The following is a 16,083-nucleotide window of genomic DNA, read 5'->3' on the forward strand; positions in this document are numbered from 1 at the left end:
GCCCTCCGACCCGAGGTGACCATGACCGACCAGCCGACCTGGCACACCGCCTGGGTCTCCGCGCTCGACGAGCTGGAGCTCACGCTGGAGGAGACGACGCGGCTGCTCGCCGGCGGCGACGTCGACGAGGTGCTCTCGGCGACCCCCTGGTCCCCGCCGGAGCTCGCGGCCCCGCTGCCGTCCGACCTGCTCGTGCGTGCCCAGGGCCTGCTGGCCCGGCAGCAGGAGCTGATGGGGCTGACGGCCGCCGCGATGACCGGCAACCGCGACGACGTCGTGCTGCTGGGCAGGGTGAACAGCTACGCCGGCTCGCGCCGTACCGAGCCCGCCGTCTACCTCGACGTCCGCGCCTGACCCGGTCGTCCGGTTGCGGGGGCGCGGGAGCGCACGCGCAACCGGACGACCCGGTGTAGTTAAAGGATCAGCGAACTCCTCAGGTCCTTTGTCCCGTTGCCGACATGACCTGCAGAGCATGGATCGCTCTCCCCCCGCCGACGGATTGGCGCCCTCGCACCACGGAGACGTCTGTCCATGCTGATTTCCGCTTCCGATCCTGTCGGCTCGGCGTTGCACAGTGCCCTCGACGGCCTGGCGTACCGGCAGCGGGTCACGGCTGACAACATCGCCAACGTCGACACCCCGGGCTTCACCGCCTCGACGGTCGACTTCGAGGACTCCCTGCGCGGGGCGCTCGCCGACGGCACGATGTCCCCGGGCGAGGGCCTGCCGACCACGTCGCTGAGCACGGCCCAGGCCGGCGCCAACGGCAACAACGTGGACCTGGGCGCCGAGACGCTCACCGCGATGCAGGCCACCTTCTCCTACCAGCTGCTGACCCGCGCGGTCGGCGACCGGTACGGCCTGATCAGCACCGCGATCGGGGGCATGTGATGGCCCTCTTCGACATGATGAACATCGCGGGCAGCGGCCTGTCGATGCACCAGACCTGGCTGGACACGCTCTCCTACAACATCTCCAACGTGAACACCGCCCGCGCGACCAGCGGCTCGGCGTTCCAGGCGCAGTACGCCATCGCGCAGAGCGCGGCCGGCCCCGAGGGCGGCGAGGGCGTGCGCGTCTCCGGCATCGCGCTCGGCGACGCGCAGGGCCGCATGGTCTACCAGCCCGACCACCCGCTCGCCGACGCGAACGGCTACATCCGCATGCCCGACATCGACCTGGGAAGCCAGATGAGCCAGCTGATCATGGCCCAGCGCGGCTTCCAGGCCCAGGCGTCGGTGCTCCGCAACGCGCAGGACGTCTACTCCAGCGCCCTCTCGATCGGCAAGCAGTCATGAGCATCCCCGCCATCGGCGCCGCCGGGTTCACCCCGATGGTCATGCCCACCCTCCCGTCGTCCTCGGTCAACAGCGTCGACGCGGCCTCGCAGGCCGGCGCCTCGTCCGGTGCGGCCGGGGCCGACTTCGGCAACCTGCTGTCCAAGGGCCTGGAGAACCTCCAGGGCCTGCACCAGCAGGCGGACACGCTGGCCGTCAAGGCGGCGACCGGCGACCTGACCGCGATCCACGACTACACGATCACCGCGACCGAGGCCTCGGTCGCCACCCAGCTCACCACCGCCGTTCGTAACAAGGCCCTCGAGGCCTTCCAGGAGATCATGCGGATGTCCGTCTGATGCGCGACCAGATCGTGGGCCGGCTGCAGTCGCTGCAGCGCTCCTTCGCGGCCTTCACCGCCGGCCAGAAGACCATCGCCGTGATCGGCGGCCTCGCCCTCGTGCTCGGCGCCGTCATGGTGTTCCGCTGGGCGTCGACGCCGACCTACGCGCCGCTGTTCACCAGCATGGCGCCCGCCGACGCCTCCGCGGTCGTCGACAAGCTGAACGCCGCGGGCACGCCGTACAAGCTCTCCGACGGCGGCGGCACCGTGCTGGTGCCGCAGGCCGACGTGTACTCCTCGCGCATCCAGCTCAGCGGTGAGGGCCTGCCGAGCCAGGGCTCGGACGGCTACGGGATCCTCGACAAGCAGAGCCTGTCGACCTCGCAGTTCCAGGAGCAGACCACCTACAAGCGGGCCATCGAGGGCGAGCTGGAGAAGACGATCGAGGCGCTCGACTCCGTCGACGCCGCCGTCGTGCACGTCGCGATGCCGCAGGAGGAGCTGTTCTCCACCGACAAGAAGCCGACGACCGCCTCGGTCCTGGTGCAGACGCACCCCGGTGTGACGCTCGGGTCCCAGCAGGTGCAGGCGATCGTGCACCTGGTCGCCTCCAGCGTCGAGGGCCTCGACCCCAAGCAGGTCACCGTGACCGACGCCGCCGGCACGGTGCTCTCCGCCGCCGGTGACGGCATCGACTCGGTCGCCGACACCCGCGCCCAGCAGGTCAAGGCGTTCGAGGACCGCATGTCCGGCTCGGTCGGTGACGTGCTCACCCGCATCGTCGGCCCGGGCAACTCGGCCGTCGAGGTCACCGCCGACCTGAACTTCGACAAGACGCTGACGCACACCACCCGCTACTTCTACGACCCGAAGATGAAGCCGCTGACCAGCACCACCAGCAAGGAGAAGTACAAGGGCACCGGCGCGGGCAGCGCGGCGAGCGGCGTGGTCGGCCCCGACGGGCAGCTCGCCCCCGCGACCTCCGGGTCGGGCAGCGGGTCGACGTACGACAAGAAGGCGACCACCGAGGACAACGCGATCGACAAGACCGTCGAGCAGCGCGAGGCCGCCCCGGGCAACGTCCGCAGCCTGCACGTCGGCATCGTGATCGACACCCGCTCGCTCGGCGCCTCCACCCCGCAGGACGTCCAGGCGCTGGTGACCTCCGCGCTCGGCATCAACGCCAAGCGCGGCGACACCGTCACCGTCACCACGATGCCCTTCGACCGCTCGCAGGAGAAGGCCGCTGCCGCTGCTCTCGCGGCGGCCAAGGCGGCCGACGCCAAGGCCGCGACCACCTCGATGATCAAGACCGGTGGCATCGCCGGCGTCATCGCGGCCGCGCTGCTCCTCGCCTGGTTCCGCGGCCGCAAGCGCCGCAAGCTGCGCGACCAGGCCACGACGTACGTCGTCGAGCAGCTGCGGGCGCGCAACGACGCCACCGTCGCGCTCCCGCCGAACCCGTCCGCCGCCGAGCTGACCGGCGCGGCTCCCCACCAGCTCCGGATGGCCGCCCGCGACGAGATCGCCGCCATGGTGGAGCGCCAGCCCGAGGAGGTCGCGCAGCTCCTGCGCGGCTGGCTCGTCGAGTCGGACCACTGACATGACCACGACCCTGAACGAGGCCGGCGTCCGCAAGGCCGCCATCCTCCTGGTCCAGCTCGGCCAGGACCAGGCCGCCCAGCTGCTGGCGATGCTGCCCGAGGCCGAGGTCGAGGCGATCTCCGCGGAGATCCTCGAGCTCGAGGCCCTCGAGGCGGGCGAGACCGAGAGCGTGCTCACGGAGTTCCGCGACCTCAGCACCGCCCGCGCCAACGTGCTGCGCGGCGGCGCCCAGTTCGCCCGCGCCGTGCTGCAGGAGTCGCTCGGCCACGAGCGGGCCGAGTCGATCATGACCCGGCTCGCGGCGTCAGCCCAGCAGCTCCCGTTCCAGTACCTGCACCGCGCCGACCCGCGCCAGCTGCTGTCCTTCATCTCCGGCGAGCACCCGCAGGTCATCGCGGTCGTGCTCGCGCACCTCCCCAGCGACAAGGCCACGCTGGTGCTGTCCGGCCTCGACCCGGAGCGGCAGGCCGACGTGGCGCACCGCATCGCGGTGATGGACCGGACCTCGCCCGAGAGCCTGAAGCGGCTCGAGGCGGCCCTCGAGCTGAAGATGGGCTCGGTGCTGCAGCCGATGGACATCTCCAAGGTCGGTGGCGTCGACCCGCTCATCCAGATCATCAACCGGTCCGACCGCGCCACGGAGCGGCTCATCGTCGAGGGCCTCCAGTCCCTCGACCCCGAGCTGGCCGAGGAGATCAAGAGCCGGATGTTCATGTTCGAGGACATCGTGATGCTGGAGAACCGCGACCTGCAGCAGGTGCTGCGCCAGGTCGACGGCGGCGACCTCGCCCCGGCGATGAAGGGCGTCTCCGACGAGGTGCGCGACAAGATCACCTCGAACATGTCCGAGCGCGCGGGCCAGACCCTCATCGAGGACATCGACCTGCTCGGCCCGGTGCGGCTGAGCCAGGTCGAGGAGGCCCAGCAGAAGATCATCCTCGTCATCCGTCGCCTCGAGGACGCCGGCGAGATCGTGCTGAGGAGGGGTGGCGATGACGAGTACGTCGTCTGAGCCCGTCGTCCTGCGCGACCTCCCGGTCGGCGCGGTCGGCACGGCGGACACCGAGCACGAGCTGCGCGACGGCGCCTGGACCCGCTTCGGCGGCACCCGGGTGCTGGGGGACCGCGCCACCGAGACCACCCTGCGGGGCGTCGCGGAACGGTCCCACCACGCGGCCCGTGCCCAGGGCTTCGCGGCCGGCTGGGCCGAGGGGCAGCGCGCGTCGCTGGCCCGCAGCACCGCCTCCCGCGACGAGCAGGCCTCCCTGTTCGAGGAGGCCAACCGCCGCGCGGTCGCCCGGCAGGAGGCTGCCGCGTCCGCACTGGCCGCGGCCGTCGCCCGCTGCGAGGAGACCACCCGGGTGCTGCACGCCGAGCTGACCGACCGTGCGGTCGACCTGGCCCTGGAGATCGCTGCGGCGATCCTCGGGCGCGAGGTCCGGCTCGCTGCCGACCCGGCGGGTGACGCCCTGCGCCGCGCGCTCGTGTCGGTGCCCCTCGACGTACCCCTGGTGGTGCGGCTGCACCCCGAGGACCTCGCCGCGCTCGACCCCACGGTCCTCGCCGACCGCCCGGCGACCCTCGTCCCGGACGCCCGCGTCGCCGCGGGCGACGCCGTGGTGGAGACCGAGGACGGCTGGATCGACTCCGACGTCGCCGGGGCCCTCGCCCGTGTGCGGAAGGTGCTCGGACGATGACCGCGCTGCTGGACGACGCCCAGATGGCGCGGGTGCGGGCGGCTGCCGGCGCGAAGCGCTCCGGCCGGCTGACCGAGCTGCGCGGCCTGCACCTGCTGGTGCGCGGCGTGGACGTGGCCATCGGCGACGTCGTCGAGGTCGAGGGCAACGACGGCGTCGTGCCCGCCGAGGCCGTCGCCAGCACCCCGGCCGGCACCGTGTGCCTGCCCCTCGGCTCGACCCACGGGCTGCGGGTCGGTGCCCGCGCCGCCTCCACCGGCGGCCCGCTGCGCGTGCACGTCGGCGAGCAGCTCACCGGCCGGGTGCTCGACGGTCTCGGCCGCCCGATCGACGGGGGACCGGCGCTGACCGGCCTCCCGATGGTCTCGGTGGAGAACGCCGCGCCGCACCCGCTCGAGCGCGCCCGGATCGACCGGCAGGTCGGTCTCGGCGTCCGGGCGCTCGACGCGCTCGTGCCCGCCGGCCGCGGCCAGCGCGTCGGCATCTTCGCCGGCTCCGGCGTCGGCAAGTCCACGCTGCTCTCGATGATCGCCCGGGGCACCGAGGCCCAGGTGTCGGTGATCGCCCTGGTGGGGGAGCGCGGCCGTGAGGTCCGCGAGTTCCTCGAGAACGACCTCGGTCCCGAGGGCCTGGCCCGCTCCGTCGTCGTGGTCTCCACCTCGGACGCGCCGCCCGTGGAGCGGCTGCGCGCCGCCTTCGTGGCGACCCGGATCGCCGAGTGGTTCCGCGACACCGGCCGCGACGTCGTGCTGATGATGGACAGCCTCACCCGGGTCGCGATGGCCCAGCGCGAGATCGGGCTGTCCGCGGGCGAGCCGCCGGCCACCCGTGGCTACCCGCCGAGCGTGTTCGGCATCCTGCCGCGGCTCCTCGAGCGCGCCGGCCCCGGCGCGACGGGCAGCATCACCGGCCTGTACACCGTCCTGGTCGAGGGCGACGACATGCAGGACCCGATCGGTGACACGGCCCGCTCGATCCTGGACGGCCACATCGTGCTCTCCCGGCGGCTGGCCACCAGCGGGCACTTCCCGAGCATCGACGTGCTCGAGTCGCTGTCCCGCGTGGTCACCGCGATCACCACCCCCGAGCAGCGCGGCGATGCCGTGACGCTGCGCCGGCTGATGGCCGCGCACCGCGACGTCCGCGAGCTGGTCGAGATCGGGGCGTACGCCGCGGGCAGCTCGCCCGACGCGGACCGGGCGATCGCCCTGCTGCCGCGCATCAACGACTTCCTCCGGCAGGCCGTCGAGGCGCCCACCCCGGCGGGCGAGACCTGGCGGATGCTGCACGACCTGGTGGGTGGAGCATGAGCGCCGCCGCCGACGACCGCGCGCTGAACGCCGTGCGCCGGGTCCGCGACTCCCGCGAGCAGGACAGCCGCTTTGGCCTGCAGCACGCGCTGAACGCCGTACGACGGCGGCAGGGCGAGCTGCGCGAGGCCCGGGAGCGCCGCGCCGCCGCACCGTCGTTCGCGTTCGGGTCGACCGCCGAGTTCGTCGCGCACCTCGGCCAGCTGGCCGCGCTCGCGGAGCAGGAGGCCCGGGCCGCGGAGCGCGTCGAGGGCAGCCGCCTGGTCGCCGACGAGGCCACCCGGCGCTGGCAGCAGGACCGGCAGCAGGTGCGGGTCGTGGACCTGCTCCTGGAGCGTCGCGCCGAGGTGCGCGCCGCGGAGCGTCGCCGGCACGAGGCGCACGAGCTCGACGACCTGGCGACCCAGTCCTGGCTCCGGAACCGGGAGGCGGTCTCATGAGCGTCGCCGACGTCGCCAGCCGGATCCAGCAGATCCAGGGCCAGATCGCGCTGCTCTCGCCGAGCACCACTGCCAGCCCCGCCTCCAGCGCCGCGTTCGCCAGCGCGCTCGCGGGCGCGACCGGAGCCACCGGCGACACCACCGTGTCGGCCGACCTCTCCGGCGCGGCCACCACAGGCGCCTCGACGGGCGGCCAGGCGGTCGTCGACGAGGCCGAGAAGTACCTCGGCGTGCCCTACGTCTGGGGCGGCACCAACCCGGCGACCGGCCTGGACTGCTCGGGCCTGGTGCAGCACGTCTACGAGAAGTTCGGCGTCGACCTGCCCCGCGTCTCCTACCAGCAGGCCACCGCCGGCACCCAGGTCGCCAGCCTGGCCGAGGCCCAGCCGGGTGACATCCTGGCGTTCGGCAGCCCGGTGCACCACGTCGCGATCTACATGGGCGACGACAAGATGATCGAGGCGCCGCGGCCCGGCAAGAACGTGCAGGTCTCCCCGGTCTACGAGACCCCCACCCACATCCGCCGGGTGCTCCCGGAGACCGCGGCCGCCACGGCGACCGGTGTCGCCGGCCCGGGCACGGTCGCCGGCTCCACGCCGTACGCCTCGCTGTTCTCCGGAGCCGCGCAGAAGTACGGCGTCCCGGCCACCCTGCTCGCCGCGGTGGCGCACCAGGAGTCCGGCTTCGACGCGAGCGCCACCAGCCCGGCCGGTGCGCAGGGCCTGATGCAGCTGATGCCGGCGACCGCCCGCGGTCTCGGCGTCAACCCGCTCGACCCGGCCCAGGCGGTCGACGGGGCCGCCAAGCTGCTGCGCGGGCTGATCGGGGAGTTCGGCACGGTCGACAAGGCGCTGGCCGCCTACAACGCCGGCCCCGGCGCCGTGCACCGCTACAACGGCATCCCGCCCTACGCCGAGACCCGCCGCTACGTGCCCGCAGTCCTCGCCTACCAGAAGGTCCTGGAGAACGCATGACGATCACCCCGCTCGCGCCGGCCCCGGCCGCACCGGCCCCGGGCAGCACGCCCACGTCGGCCGGCCGGCCCGGCAGCGCGGCGGCCGCCCTCTTCGGGCTGCTCGTCGACCAGCACCTGGGCACCGCCGAGGGAGCTGCGCCCGACCCGGCGGCCGCCTCCGCCACCGCGGCCAGCGCGGCGACCGCCCCGGCGACCACCCCGGCCACCGTGCCGGCGGCCGGTCCCGCCGGCACCCCCCTCGCCGTCCCGGCCGCCGTCACCGGCGCCGCGGGTGACACGGTCGAGGAGGACGCGGACGACACGGCCGCCGACGCCGACGGATCCACCCCCACAGCTCCCGACGCCACGGCGTCGGGTGGGCTCGCCGCCCTCGCCGGGTTCCCGGTGGTCGCACTCCCGGTCCTCTCCCAGACCGCGACCCCCACCCAGGGCGGGCACGACGAGCCGGCTGGTTCCCGCTCGGAGGCGTCGGGCACCGTCGACGCCTCCGAGCCCACCGGTGCCACCGTCACCTCCGCGGTCGGCACGGACCCGGCGACCGCTGTCGTCACCGGGCAGTCCAGCGCCGCGACCCCCGACCAGGCCATCACCCAGACCACCGGGGCGCCGGTCGTGGACCCGTCCGCCACGGCCCCGGCCCCGTCCGCCTCGTCGGCCGCTGGTGTCTCCGCCGCCGGCCTCACCCCGGTGGTCGCGACCACGACCACGGGCGGGACGACCGCGACGCCGGCCCCGGCGGACGCGGCCACCCGCTCCGCGGTGCTCGACCAGGTGCTCCCCGCCCTCCCGCGCGTCGTGCTCCGCGGCGACGGCACCTCCCGGCTCACGCTGAAGCTGCACCCGGCCGATCTCGGCGAGGTGCACGTCACCGTGACCGTCCGCGGTCAGGAGGTCGACGTCACGCTGGCGGCCGGCGCCCGGGCCCGCGAGGCGCTCAGCGAAGGCTCCTCCCGGCTGCGCGGCCTGCTCGAGGGCATCGGCCACACCACCGGCCAGGTGGTGCTGCGCGACCTGCCCGGCGGCTCCGCCCCGGTCCAGCCGGCCGTCGGGCAGCAGCCCGCGGGCACCGGTCCGCACGCCGGCGGCCAGTCGTCCGGCCAGGCCGGCGGACAGGGCCAGGCCGACGACCGGGGGCAGGGCTTCGGCCGCCCCGCCGGGCTCGACGGCGGCCCCGCCGGCCGCGAGGGCGACTCCTCCACCCACCTGCGTCCGTCCGGGACCGTACGGCACCAGCCGTCGGCCGCGGCCGGCATCGACGTCACGATCTGAAGGGCAACCACATGAGTGTCTCCTCCACCGAGGGTGTCGGGACGTCGTACTTCGGTACGCCGGCCACCACCCAGACCAGCGGCACCGGCAGCACCGGCACCTCGACGACCGACGTGAACAAGGACATGTTCTTGAAGCTGATGGTCGCCCAGCTGAAGAACCAGGACCCGATGAACCCCACGGACTCCTCGCAGTTCCTGGCCCAGACGGCGCAGTTCACCTCGCTGGAGAAGCTCGACTCGGTCGCCCAGCAGACCGGGCAGGCGCTCACCGCGCAGATGGCCTTCGGCGCCAGCAGCCTGGTCGGCCGCTCGGTCACCTACTCCGACGCGGACGGCGTCGAGACCGCAGGCAAGGTCGACTCCGTCCGCTTCACCGCCACCGGACCCGTTCTCGGAGTCGGCGGTGCCGAGGTAGCCCTCGCCAGCGTCGTCAAGGTCCAGTCCTGACCCACCCCTAGCCCCGCCCGACTCCACACCGGCCTCGCCCGAGGCCACCGGCCTTCCTCGAAGGGAACCACCATGCTTCGCTCGCTCTTCTCCGCGATCAGCGGCCTCCGCGCCAACCAGTTCATGCTCGACGTCACCGGCAACAACATCGCCAACGCCAACACGGTCGGCTACAAGGCCAGCAACGTGGTGTTCCAGGACACGCTCAGCCAGATGCTCACCGGGGGTGCCGCCCCGAACGCGAACAGCGGCGGTACGAACCCGATCCAGGTCGGGCTCGGCGTGCAGGTCGGCGGGGTCTCCTCGAACTTCGGCCAGGGCTCGGCCCAGGTGACCGGCAAGGCGACCAACCTGATGATCGCCGGCGACGGCTTCTTCACCGTGCAGCGCAACGGCGAGAACCTCTTCACCCGGGCCGGTGCCTTCGACTTCGACTCGGTCGGCAACCTGGTGACCCCGGACGGCGACATCGTCCAGGGCTACGCCGCGGACGCGACCGGCGCGATCACCGCGTCCGGCACGCCGACCGACATCAGCATCCCGGACGTGGCCACCGAGAACGCCACGAACCCGCTGAAGTCCTACAACATCGGCCCGGACGGCGTGATCACCGGCGTGTTCAGCGACGGCACCAAGCGCCCGCTGTTCCAGATCGCGCTGGCCAACTTCGCCAACCCGGGCGGCCTGGACAAGATCGGCGACACCTCGTTCCGGTCCAGCACCAACTCCGGCGCGATCCAGTACGGCGCCCCGGCGACCGGCCGCCGCGGCGCGATCACCGGCGGCCAGCTGGAGATGTCGAACGTCGACCTGGCCCAGGAGTTCACCAACCTGATCATCGCCCAGCGTGGCTTCCAGGCCACCTCGCGCGTGATCACCACCTCGGACCAGGTGCTCGAGGAGCTCGTCAACATCAAGCGCTGACGCAGGAGGGCGTCCCGCCCGGCGGACCACGGTCCGCCGGACGGGCACCCCCGAACCCTTCAGGTCCGGAGCTCTCCGGCCGATGAGAACAGCGCAGGCCAAGGACGGCCTCCGCGCTCGACCGCACAAGGATGGTGCACAGATGATCTCGCTCACCCGTCTCACGGGGGCCCCGTTCGCCCTCAACCCGGATCTGGTGGAGCGCGTCGACTGCACCCCGGACACGGTCATCACCCTCGTCGACGGCACGAAGTACCTCGTGTCCGAGTCGCTCGACGACGTCGTCGACACGGTCCTGGACTTCCGCGCCCGGATCATCGCCACGGCGAGCGCCTTCGAGCGCAACGAGGCCACCACCGCGCGTCGCAGCCGCCTCACCTCCGTCCCGCTCGAGCCGAGGACCGTCTGATGGACAAGGCAGCCCTGATCGGGGTGGGCGGTGGTCTCGGGATCATCATCGCCGCGAACGTCCTGGAGGGCGGCAACCCCGCCTCCCTGCTGATCCTCCCCGCGATGCTCCTGGTCTTCGGCGGCACCATCGGTGCCGCGGTCGCCGGCGGCACGATGGACGACACCAAGGCAGCCGTCAAGGCGCTGGTGCGGGCGTTCACCTGGAAGCCCTCGCCCGCCGGCGAGCTGGTCCCGGTCGTGGTGAAGCTGGCCGACAAGGCCCGCCGCGAGGGCCTGCTGACCCTGGAGGACGCGCTCGCCGACGTCGACGACGACTTCCTCAAGCGGGGCGTGAGCCTCGCCGTGGACGGCACCGACCCCGAGGAGCTCCGCGAGATCCTCGAGTCCGAGGTGCACGCGAAGAAGGCCGCAGACAAGCACGCCGCCAAGTTCTTCAACGACATGGGCGGCTACGCCCCGACGATCGGCATCATCGGCACCGTCATGGGCCTGGTGCACGTGCTGGAGAACCTGTCCCAGCCCGACAAGCTCGGCCACCTGATCGCGGGCGCGTTCGTGGCCACCCTGTGGGGCGTGATGACCGCGAACATGATCTGGCTGCCCGTGGGCAGCCGGCTCACCCGGCTCAGCCAGATCGAGGCCGCCCGGATGGAGATGGTCATCGAGGGCGTGCTGGCCGTGCAGGCCGGCGCCAACCCGCGGGTCGTCGCCCAGCGGCTGAACTCGCTGCTGCCGGTGCACGAGCGCGACGTCGAGCAGAAGGCCGCCTGACATGGGCTCTCGACGCAAGCGGGAGGAGGAGCCCGAGGAGCACGGCAACCACGAGCGGTGGCTGGTCAGCTACGCGGACATGATGACGCTGCTGATGGTGCTGTTCATCGTGATGTTCGCGATCAGCCAGGTCGACCAGCGCCGGTTCGAGATGCTCAAGGACGGCATGGCCGCCGGGTTCGGCAACTCCGCGTCGCCCTTCCAGGGCAGCGAGGGGACGATGAGCGCCGACGGCATCAAGCCCCTGGACCCGGTCCGGCCCGACTCGCCCTCGACGGACGTCGCCAGGAGCGGCGCCCGCGCCGCGGCCGACCGGGCCGCGGCCGCCGACGACAACTACGACAAGGCGGCGAAGGAGGTCACCAGCCTCGAGGCGCTGCAGAAGCGCATCGAGAAGGCGCTGAGGGCCAAGGGCTACCTCGACGACGTCGCGATGAAGATCGACCAGCGGGGACTGAGCATCAGCCTGGTCTCCCGGCACATCGTCTTCCGGGCCAACGAGGCCGACCTGTCCCCGCGCGGCCAGCAGGTGCTCGACGTGCTGGCGCCGGTGATCCGGTCCCTGCCCAACCACATCGACGTGGACGGGCACACCAACCAGGTCAAGGTGAAGCCGAAGTACTACCCGACGGACTGGGAGCTCTCGGCCGCCCGGGCGGTGACGGTGCTGCGCTACCTCGACGAGCGCGGCGACGTACCCGCCAAGCGGATGGCCGCGGTCGCCTACGGCCACGAGCGTCCCCTGCGCGACCCGGCGCTGCCGGGCGCCGCAGCCCTGAACAAGCGCGTCGACCTGGTCGTCGTGTCCGCGGCCCCCGAGGCCGCCCGCAAGCTCTTCCAGACGGTCCTGAGGGACCACCGCAACCCCGCCGGACGAGGAACCTGACATGAGTGTCGTCGACATCGCCAAGCCCGCCGCCGAAGCAACCGGCGAGGCGCCCGCCCCGAAGGGCGGCAAGAAGAAGCTGATCCTGATCCTGGTGGTCGTGCTGGTCGCGGCCGGGGCCGGCTACTGGTTCTTCATGAAGCCCGCCAGCGGCGCCGAGAAGGCCCCCGAGCCCGGCATCGTGGTGAAGCTGGACGCGATCCAGATCAACCTCGCCGACGACCACTACCTCAAGGTCGGGATCGCCCTGCAGGCCAGCAAGGACGCGGGGGAGGAGCTCGACGGCAGCAAGGCGCTGGACGAGACCATCTCCCTGTTCAGCGGCCAGAGCATGGAGGACCTGTCCCGCCGGGCGTTCCGCGACAAGATGAAGAAGAACCTCGAGCACCGCCTGGACGAGGCCTACGAGGGCGAGGTGATCGGGGTCTACTTCACGGACTTCGTCAGCCAGTAGCGCTCGACACGACACGCTCGGGGTGGTCTCCGGACCGCCCCGCCCGCGGCGACGCACAATCCGCCGAAAGATTTTGCTCAGGTGACCGGGTCGCCGACCGATACAGGACCCGTGACCGACACCAGCACCCCCTCCCGGCGGGCGGACGCGCCGTCCTCCGAGCGCCGCCGTCGGTCCCGCTCGACCGGTGTGGTGTCGTCCTACGACTTCCGTCGCCCGGTCAACCTGTCGCGGGAGAACTCGCGCACCCTGCACCTCGTCTTCGAGACCTTCGGCCGCCAGGCGTCCACGGTGCTGACGTCCGCGCTCCGCTCGGTCTGCCACGTCGAGCTCACCTCCGTGGACCAGGTGGCCTACTCCGACTACGTGGGCTCGCTCGGCGACCCGACGTACATGAGCGTGTTCTCGATGGAGCCGGTGACCCAGAAGGCGGTCCTCGAGACCCCGCTCGCGGTCACCATGACCTGCATCGACAACCTGCTCGGCGGCCGGGGGGACCGGACCGCAGCCGGAGCGGCCCCTGACCGACCTGGAGGACGCCGTCATCGGTCGCCTCTACGAGAAGCTGGTCGACGAGGTGCGGGTCGCCTTCGAGAACCTGGTGCCCCTGGAGCCGACCATCACCGGCGTGGAGTACAGCCCGCAGCTGGCCCAGGTCGCCGGCGCGTCCGACATGATGATCGTGGCGCGCTTCCTGCTGGTGCGGGGCGTCCACGAGCACCCGCTCTCCCTGTGCATCTCGTTCTCCGGCCTGCTGCCGTTCCTCAAGGTCGCCGACTCCGCCGACAACGTGAGCGACCGGGACCGTGCCCGCCGCCAGGAGGCCCGCACCCGGCTCACCGCAGGTCTGCAGGAGATCCCGGTCGACGTGTCCGTGCGGTTCCGCGCGACCGGTGCCGACCCGATGGAGCTCGCCGGCCTGCAGGTCGGCGACGTGGTCCGGCTCGCGCACCCCTCCCAGGCCCCTCTCGACGTGACCGCTGCCGACGTCGTGTTCGCCCATGCCACCCCCGGCCTGCAGGGGCGGCGTCTCGCCGCCCTCGTCGTCGCGCCCTCGAACCAGGAGAACTCATGACCACCGCCCAGGTGCCCACCGGCGAGCCGTGGATGCAGGGGCTCGAGGACAACGTCGTCCCCGCAGCCGCCGCCGTGGCGCAGCTCCTGCCGTCCGCCCAGCCGCTCACCGCGGGCCAGCCGATGACGCCGGCCGACCTCGACCTCGCACCCTGGCCCGCCGCCGGCGTCGCCTCCCTGTCGACCGGGGCCGGCTCGTCCATCGCCGTGCTGGTCGGCGCCGACCTGACCGACGCGCTCGCCGCCGCCCCCGACGGGGGCCTCGAGCTCGCCGCCGCGATCCAGCCCGCGCTGGACGCGGCCGCCGACGCCCTGCAGGGTGCCGCCGGAGCGGGTCGCAGCGTCACCGGACCCGAGCTGGCCGCCCTGGTCTCCCACGCCACGGTCGCCGTGCCGCTCCTCGCCGGCGGCGTGACCGCCGCGGTGCTGGTGCTCACGCTCGACCGTCGCGGCGCGAACCGGCCGTTCACCTCCCCGGCCGCCCTGGCCAGCGCCGCCCGCGGCGTGGAGCTGCTGCACGGCGTCGCCATGGAGGTCACCGTCGAGCTCGGCCGCACCCGGATGTCGGTGCGCGAGCTGCTCGCGCTCTGCCCCGGGGACGTCCTCGAGCTGGACCGCGCCGCCGGCAGCCCGGCGGACCTGCTCGTCAACGGCCGGCTCATCGCCCGCGGTGAGGTGGTCGTCGTCGACGAGGACTTCGCCCTGCGGGTGACCGAGATCGTCGCCCAGTCCAACGCGAGCTGACCGTGCTGGAGCTCGGGGTCCGCGTCGTCATCAGTCTCGGGGTCGTCCTCGGCCTGTTCTGGACGATCGCCCGCATCGGCTCGCGCAAGGTCGGCGGCCGGGACCGCTCGCTGGTGCGGGTGCGCAGCCGACAGGCGCTCAGCCGGGGCTCGTCCCTGGCCGTCGTCGAGGTCGGCAGCCGGGTACTGGTCGTCGGCGTCAGCGACGCGGGCGTCCGGCTGCTCACCGAGCTGGACCCGTTCGAGCTGGAGACCGACGTCTCCGACCTGACCGAGCTGCCCGCCGAGGCCACCGTCCTCCGGGCGGACGCGCCGGCCCGTCCGCTGTCCCGCCGGGCCACGCGGTCCTCCGGCCGGCCGGCCCGTTCCGCCACTCGCCCCGCGGCCCGGATCGCCCCGCGCCCCGCCACCCGTGCGGCCGACGACGCCTCCGCCCTCGGCGGATCGCTGCTCGCCCCCGCCACCTGGAAGCAGGCCTGGTCCGCCGCCACCGGCACCCGGTCGTACGTCGGCACCCACGCGTCGGTCCCCGGGAGCACCGAGTGACCGTGCCCGCCCCGGGCCGCCGCCTGATCCGGCTGCTGCTCGCCCTGCTGTTCGGTGCCCTGGTGGCGCTGCTGCCGCTGGCCGGCGCGAACGCCGCGGTGCACGCCCCCGCCGGCGCAACGGTCACCGCCACCGTGGCCGGCCCAGCGGCCGGCGCCTCGGTGAGCACCTCGCCGGTGCCCGCGGACCCGCGCGGCCCGGTCGGGCCGACCGGCCCGAAGGCCGGCACCGGTGACGGCGACGTGACCGTGAACTTCAACGACATCACCAAGAAGCCCAGCACGCCGATCCTGACCCTGCTCGGGCTGACGCTGCTGTCCCTGGTGCCCGCGATCCTGCTGACCTGCACGAGCTTCACCAAGATCCTGGTCGTCCTCGGGCTCACCCGCAACGCGCTCGGCCTGCAGCAGATCCCGCCCAACCAGGTGCTCGCCGGCCTCGCGCTGTTCCTCAGCCTGTTCATCATGAGCCCGGTGCTCAAGCAGATGAACGCCGAGGGCGTGCAGCCCTACCTGAGCGGTGCGAAGACCCAGACGCAGGCGTTCCAGGACGGCGTCGAGCCGCTGCGCGGCTTCCATGCTCAAGCAGACCGGTGACAAGGAGATCGCGCTGCTCACCGACGTGGCGCACCGGGCCAAGCCGGAGAAGCCGTCGGACGTCGCGCTCACCACGCTCATCCCGGCCTTCATCCTGAGCGAGCTCAAGCAGGCGTTCATCATCGGCTTCATGATCTTCATCCCGTTCCTGGTCATCGACATCGTGGTCAGTGCCGGGCTGATGTCGCTGGGCATGATGATGATGCCGCCGGTCATGGTGTCGCTGCCCTTCAAGCTCCTGCTGTTCGTCCTCGTCGACGGCTGGGCGCTGATCATCAAGGCACTCGTGCAGAGCTACGGAGGCGGCTAGCC

General features: G+C 72.8%; 22 protein-coding genes and 2 pseudogenes. All 24 read left to right on the top strand.

What is annotated here, in order from left to right:
• Nucleotides 1–21 precede the first annotated feature (21 nt).
• A complete protein-coding gene (locus KRR39_RS01000) occupies nt 22–354 on the top strand; it encodes a hypothetical protein (protein WP_216939974.1) in 333 nt (110 codons plus the stop codon).
• A gap of 177 nt (nt 355–531) precedes the next feature.
• Nucleotides 532–891, top strand: a complete 360-nt coding sequence (gene flgB, locus KRR39_RS01005) for a flagellar basal body rod protein FlgB (protein ID WP_216939975.1) — start codon at nt 532–534, stop codon at nt 889–891.
• The gene (locus KRR39_RS01010; protein WP_254185422.1) at nt 891–1,298 is read left to right on the top strand and encodes a flagellar basal body rod protein FlgC; all 408 of its coding nucleotides are present in this window, start codon (nt 891–893) and stop codon (nt 1,296–1,298) included. The genes flgB and KRR39_RS01010 overlap by 1 nt, the downstream gene beginning before the upstream one ends.
• Entirely contained in the window at nt 1,295–1,636 is a 342-nt protein-coding gene (gene fliE, locus KRR39_RS01015; protein WP_216939976.1) for a flagellar hook-basal body complex protein FliE, read from the top strand. Before KRR39_RS01010 ends, fliE begins: the two co-directional genes overlap by 4 nt.
• Nucleotides 1,636–3,222 carry a flagellar basal-body MS-ring/collar protein FliF gene (gene fliF, locus KRR39_RS01020; protein WP_216939977.1) on the top strand — a complete coding sequence of 529 codons (1,587 nt, stop codon included), beginning with the start codon at nt 1,636–1,638 and terminating at the stop codon, nt 3,220–3,222. Before fliE ends, fliF begins: the two co-directional genes overlap by 1 nt.
• A 1-nt stretch (nt 3,223) precedes the next feature.
• The gene (gene fliG / locus KRR39_RS01025) at nt 3,224–4,237 is read left to right on the top strand and encodes a flagellar motor switch protein FliG (RefSeq protein WP_216939978.1); all 1,014 of its coding nucleotides are present in this window, start codon (nt 3,224–3,226) and stop codon (nt 4,235–4,237) included.
• Nucleotides 4,218–4,922 carry a FliH/SctL family protein gene (locus tag KRR39_RS01030; protein WP_216939979.1) on the top strand — a complete coding sequence of 235 codons (705 nt, stop codon included), beginning with the start codon at nt 4,218–4,220 and terminating at the stop codon, nt 4,920–4,922. The genes fliG and KRR39_RS01030 overlap by 20 nt, the downstream gene beginning before the upstream one ends.
• The gene (locus KRR39_RS01035) at nt 4,919–6,232 is read left to right on the top strand and encodes a FliI/YscN family ATPase (RefSeq protein WP_254185423.1); all 1,314 of its coding nucleotides are present in this window, start codon (nt 4,919–4,921) and stop codon (nt 6,230–6,232) included. Before KRR39_RS01030 ends, KRR39_RS01035 begins: the two co-directional genes overlap by 4 nt.
• Nucleotides 6,229–6,672, top strand: coding sequence for a flagellar FliJ family protein (locus KRR39_RS01040; RefSeq protein ID WP_216939980.1), 444 nt, complete (start codon nt 6,229–6,231; stop codon nt 6,670–6,672). Before KRR39_RS01035 ends, KRR39_RS01040 begins: the two co-directional genes overlap by 4 nt.
• Nucleotides 6,669–7,646, top strand: coding sequence for a transglycosylase SLT domain-containing protein (locus KRR39_RS25455; RefSeq protein ID WP_216939981.1), 978 nt, complete (start codon nt 6,669–6,671; stop codon nt 7,644–7,646). The genes KRR39_RS01040 and KRR39_RS25455 overlap by 4 nt, the downstream gene beginning before the upstream one ends.
• On the top strand, nt 7,643–8,917 hold the full coding sequence (locus KRR39_RS01050; RefSeq protein ID WP_216939982.1) for a flagellar hook-length control protein FliK: 1,275 nt from the start codon (nt 7,643–7,645) through the stop codon (nt 8,915–8,917). The genes KRR39_RS25455 and KRR39_RS01050 overlap by 4 nt, the downstream gene beginning before the upstream one ends.
• 11 nt (nt 8,918–8,928) lie before the next feature.
• Nucleotides 8,929–9,366: a flagellar hook assembly protein FlgD gene (locus tag KRR39_RS01055; protein ID WP_216939983.1), complete on the top strand. Its 438-nt coding sequence runs from the start codon at nt 8,929–8,931 to the stop codon at nt 9,364–9,366.
• A gap of 72 nt (nt 9,367–9,438) precedes the next feature.
• The gene (locus tag KRR39_RS01060) at nt 9,439–10,290 is read left to right on the top strand and encodes a flagellar hook-basal body complex protein (protein ID WP_216939984.1); all 852 of its coding nucleotides are present in this window, start codon (nt 9,439–9,441) and stop codon (nt 10,288–10,290) included.
• A 142-nt stretch (nt 10,291–10,432) separates the two neighbouring features.
• The gene (locus KRR39_RS01065; protein WP_216939985.1) at nt 10,433–10,699 is read left to right on the top strand and encodes a flagellar FlbD family protein; all 267 of its coding nucleotides are present in this window, start codon (nt 10,433–10,435) and stop codon (nt 10,697–10,699) included.
• The gene (locus KRR39_RS01070) at nt 10,699–11,472 is read left to right on the top strand and encodes a flagellar motor protein (RefSeq protein WP_216939986.1); all 774 of its coding nucleotides are present in this window, start codon (nt 10,699–10,701) and stop codon (nt 11,470–11,472) included. Before KRR39_RS01065 ends, KRR39_RS01070 begins: the two co-directional genes overlap by 1 nt.
• Before the next feature lies 1 nt (nt 11,473).
• Entirely contained in the window at nt 11,474–12,358 is an 885-nt protein-coding gene (locus KRR39_RS01075) for an OmpA/MotB family protein (RefSeq protein WP_216939987.1), read from the top strand.
• Nucleotide 12,359: 1 nt separating this feature from the next.
• Nucleotides 12,360–12,812 carry a flagellar basal body-associated FliL family protein gene (locus KRR39_RS01080; protein ID WP_216939988.1) on the top strand — a complete coding sequence of 151 codons (453 nt, stop codon included), beginning with the start codon at nt 12,360–12,362 and terminating at the stop codon, nt 12,810–12,812.
• A 192-nt stretch (nt 12,813–13,004) separates the two neighbouring features.
• Nucleotides 13,005–13,238 (top strand): annotated as a pseudogene (locus tag KRR39_RS25775) (flagellar motor switch protein FliM); the annotation flags it as partial.
• A gap of 79 nt (nt 13,239–13,317) precedes the next feature.
• Nucleotides 13,318–13,569 (top strand): annotated as a pseudogene (locus KRR39_RS25460) (flagellar motor switch protein FliM); the annotation flags it as partial.
• Between the two features lie 33 nt (nt 13,570–13,602).
• Nucleotides 13,603–13,887: a FliM/FliN family flagellar motor switch protein gene (locus KRR39_RS25465; RefSeq protein ID WP_302053611.1), complete on the top strand. Its 285-nt coding sequence runs from the start codon at nt 13,603–13,605 to the stop codon at nt 13,885–13,887.
• On the top strand, nt 13,884–14,630 hold the full coding sequence (fliN, locus tag KRR39_RS24065; protein ID WP_254185424.1) for a flagellar motor switch protein FliN: 747 nt from the start codon (nt 13,884–13,886) through the stop codon (nt 14,628–14,630). The genes KRR39_RS25465 and fliN overlap by 4 nt, the downstream gene beginning before the upstream one ends.
• Nucleotides 14,631–14,632: 2 nt before the next feature.
• Nucleotides 14,633–15,175: a FliO/MopB family protein gene (locus KRR39_RS25470; protein ID WP_216939990.1), complete on the top strand. Its 543-nt coding sequence runs from the start codon at nt 14,633–14,635 to the stop codon at nt 15,173–15,175.
• Nucleotides 15,172–15,771 carry a flagellar type III secretion system pore protein FliP gene (locus tag KRR39_RS24075; protein ID WP_254185425.1) on the top strand — a complete coding sequence of 200 codons (600 nt, stop codon included), beginning with the start codon at nt 15,172–15,174 and terminating at the stop codon, nt 15,769–15,771. Before KRR39_RS25470 ends, KRR39_RS24075 begins: the two co-directional genes overlap by 4 nt.
• Entirely contained in the window at nt 15,752–16,081 is a 330-nt protein-coding gene (locus tag KRR39_RS24080) for an EscR/YscR/HrcR family type III secretion system export apparatus protein (protein WP_254185426.1), read from the top strand. The genes KRR39_RS24075 and KRR39_RS24080 overlap by 20 nt, the downstream gene beginning before the upstream one ends.
• Nucleotides 16,082–16,083 lie beyond the last annotated feature (2 nt).

It is taken from the genome of Nocardioides panacis (genome assembly GCF_019039255.1).
GTDB classification, from domain to species: domain Bacteria; phylum Actinomycetota; class Actinomycetes; order Propionibacteriales; family Nocardioidaceae; genus Nocardioides_B; species Nocardioides_B panacis.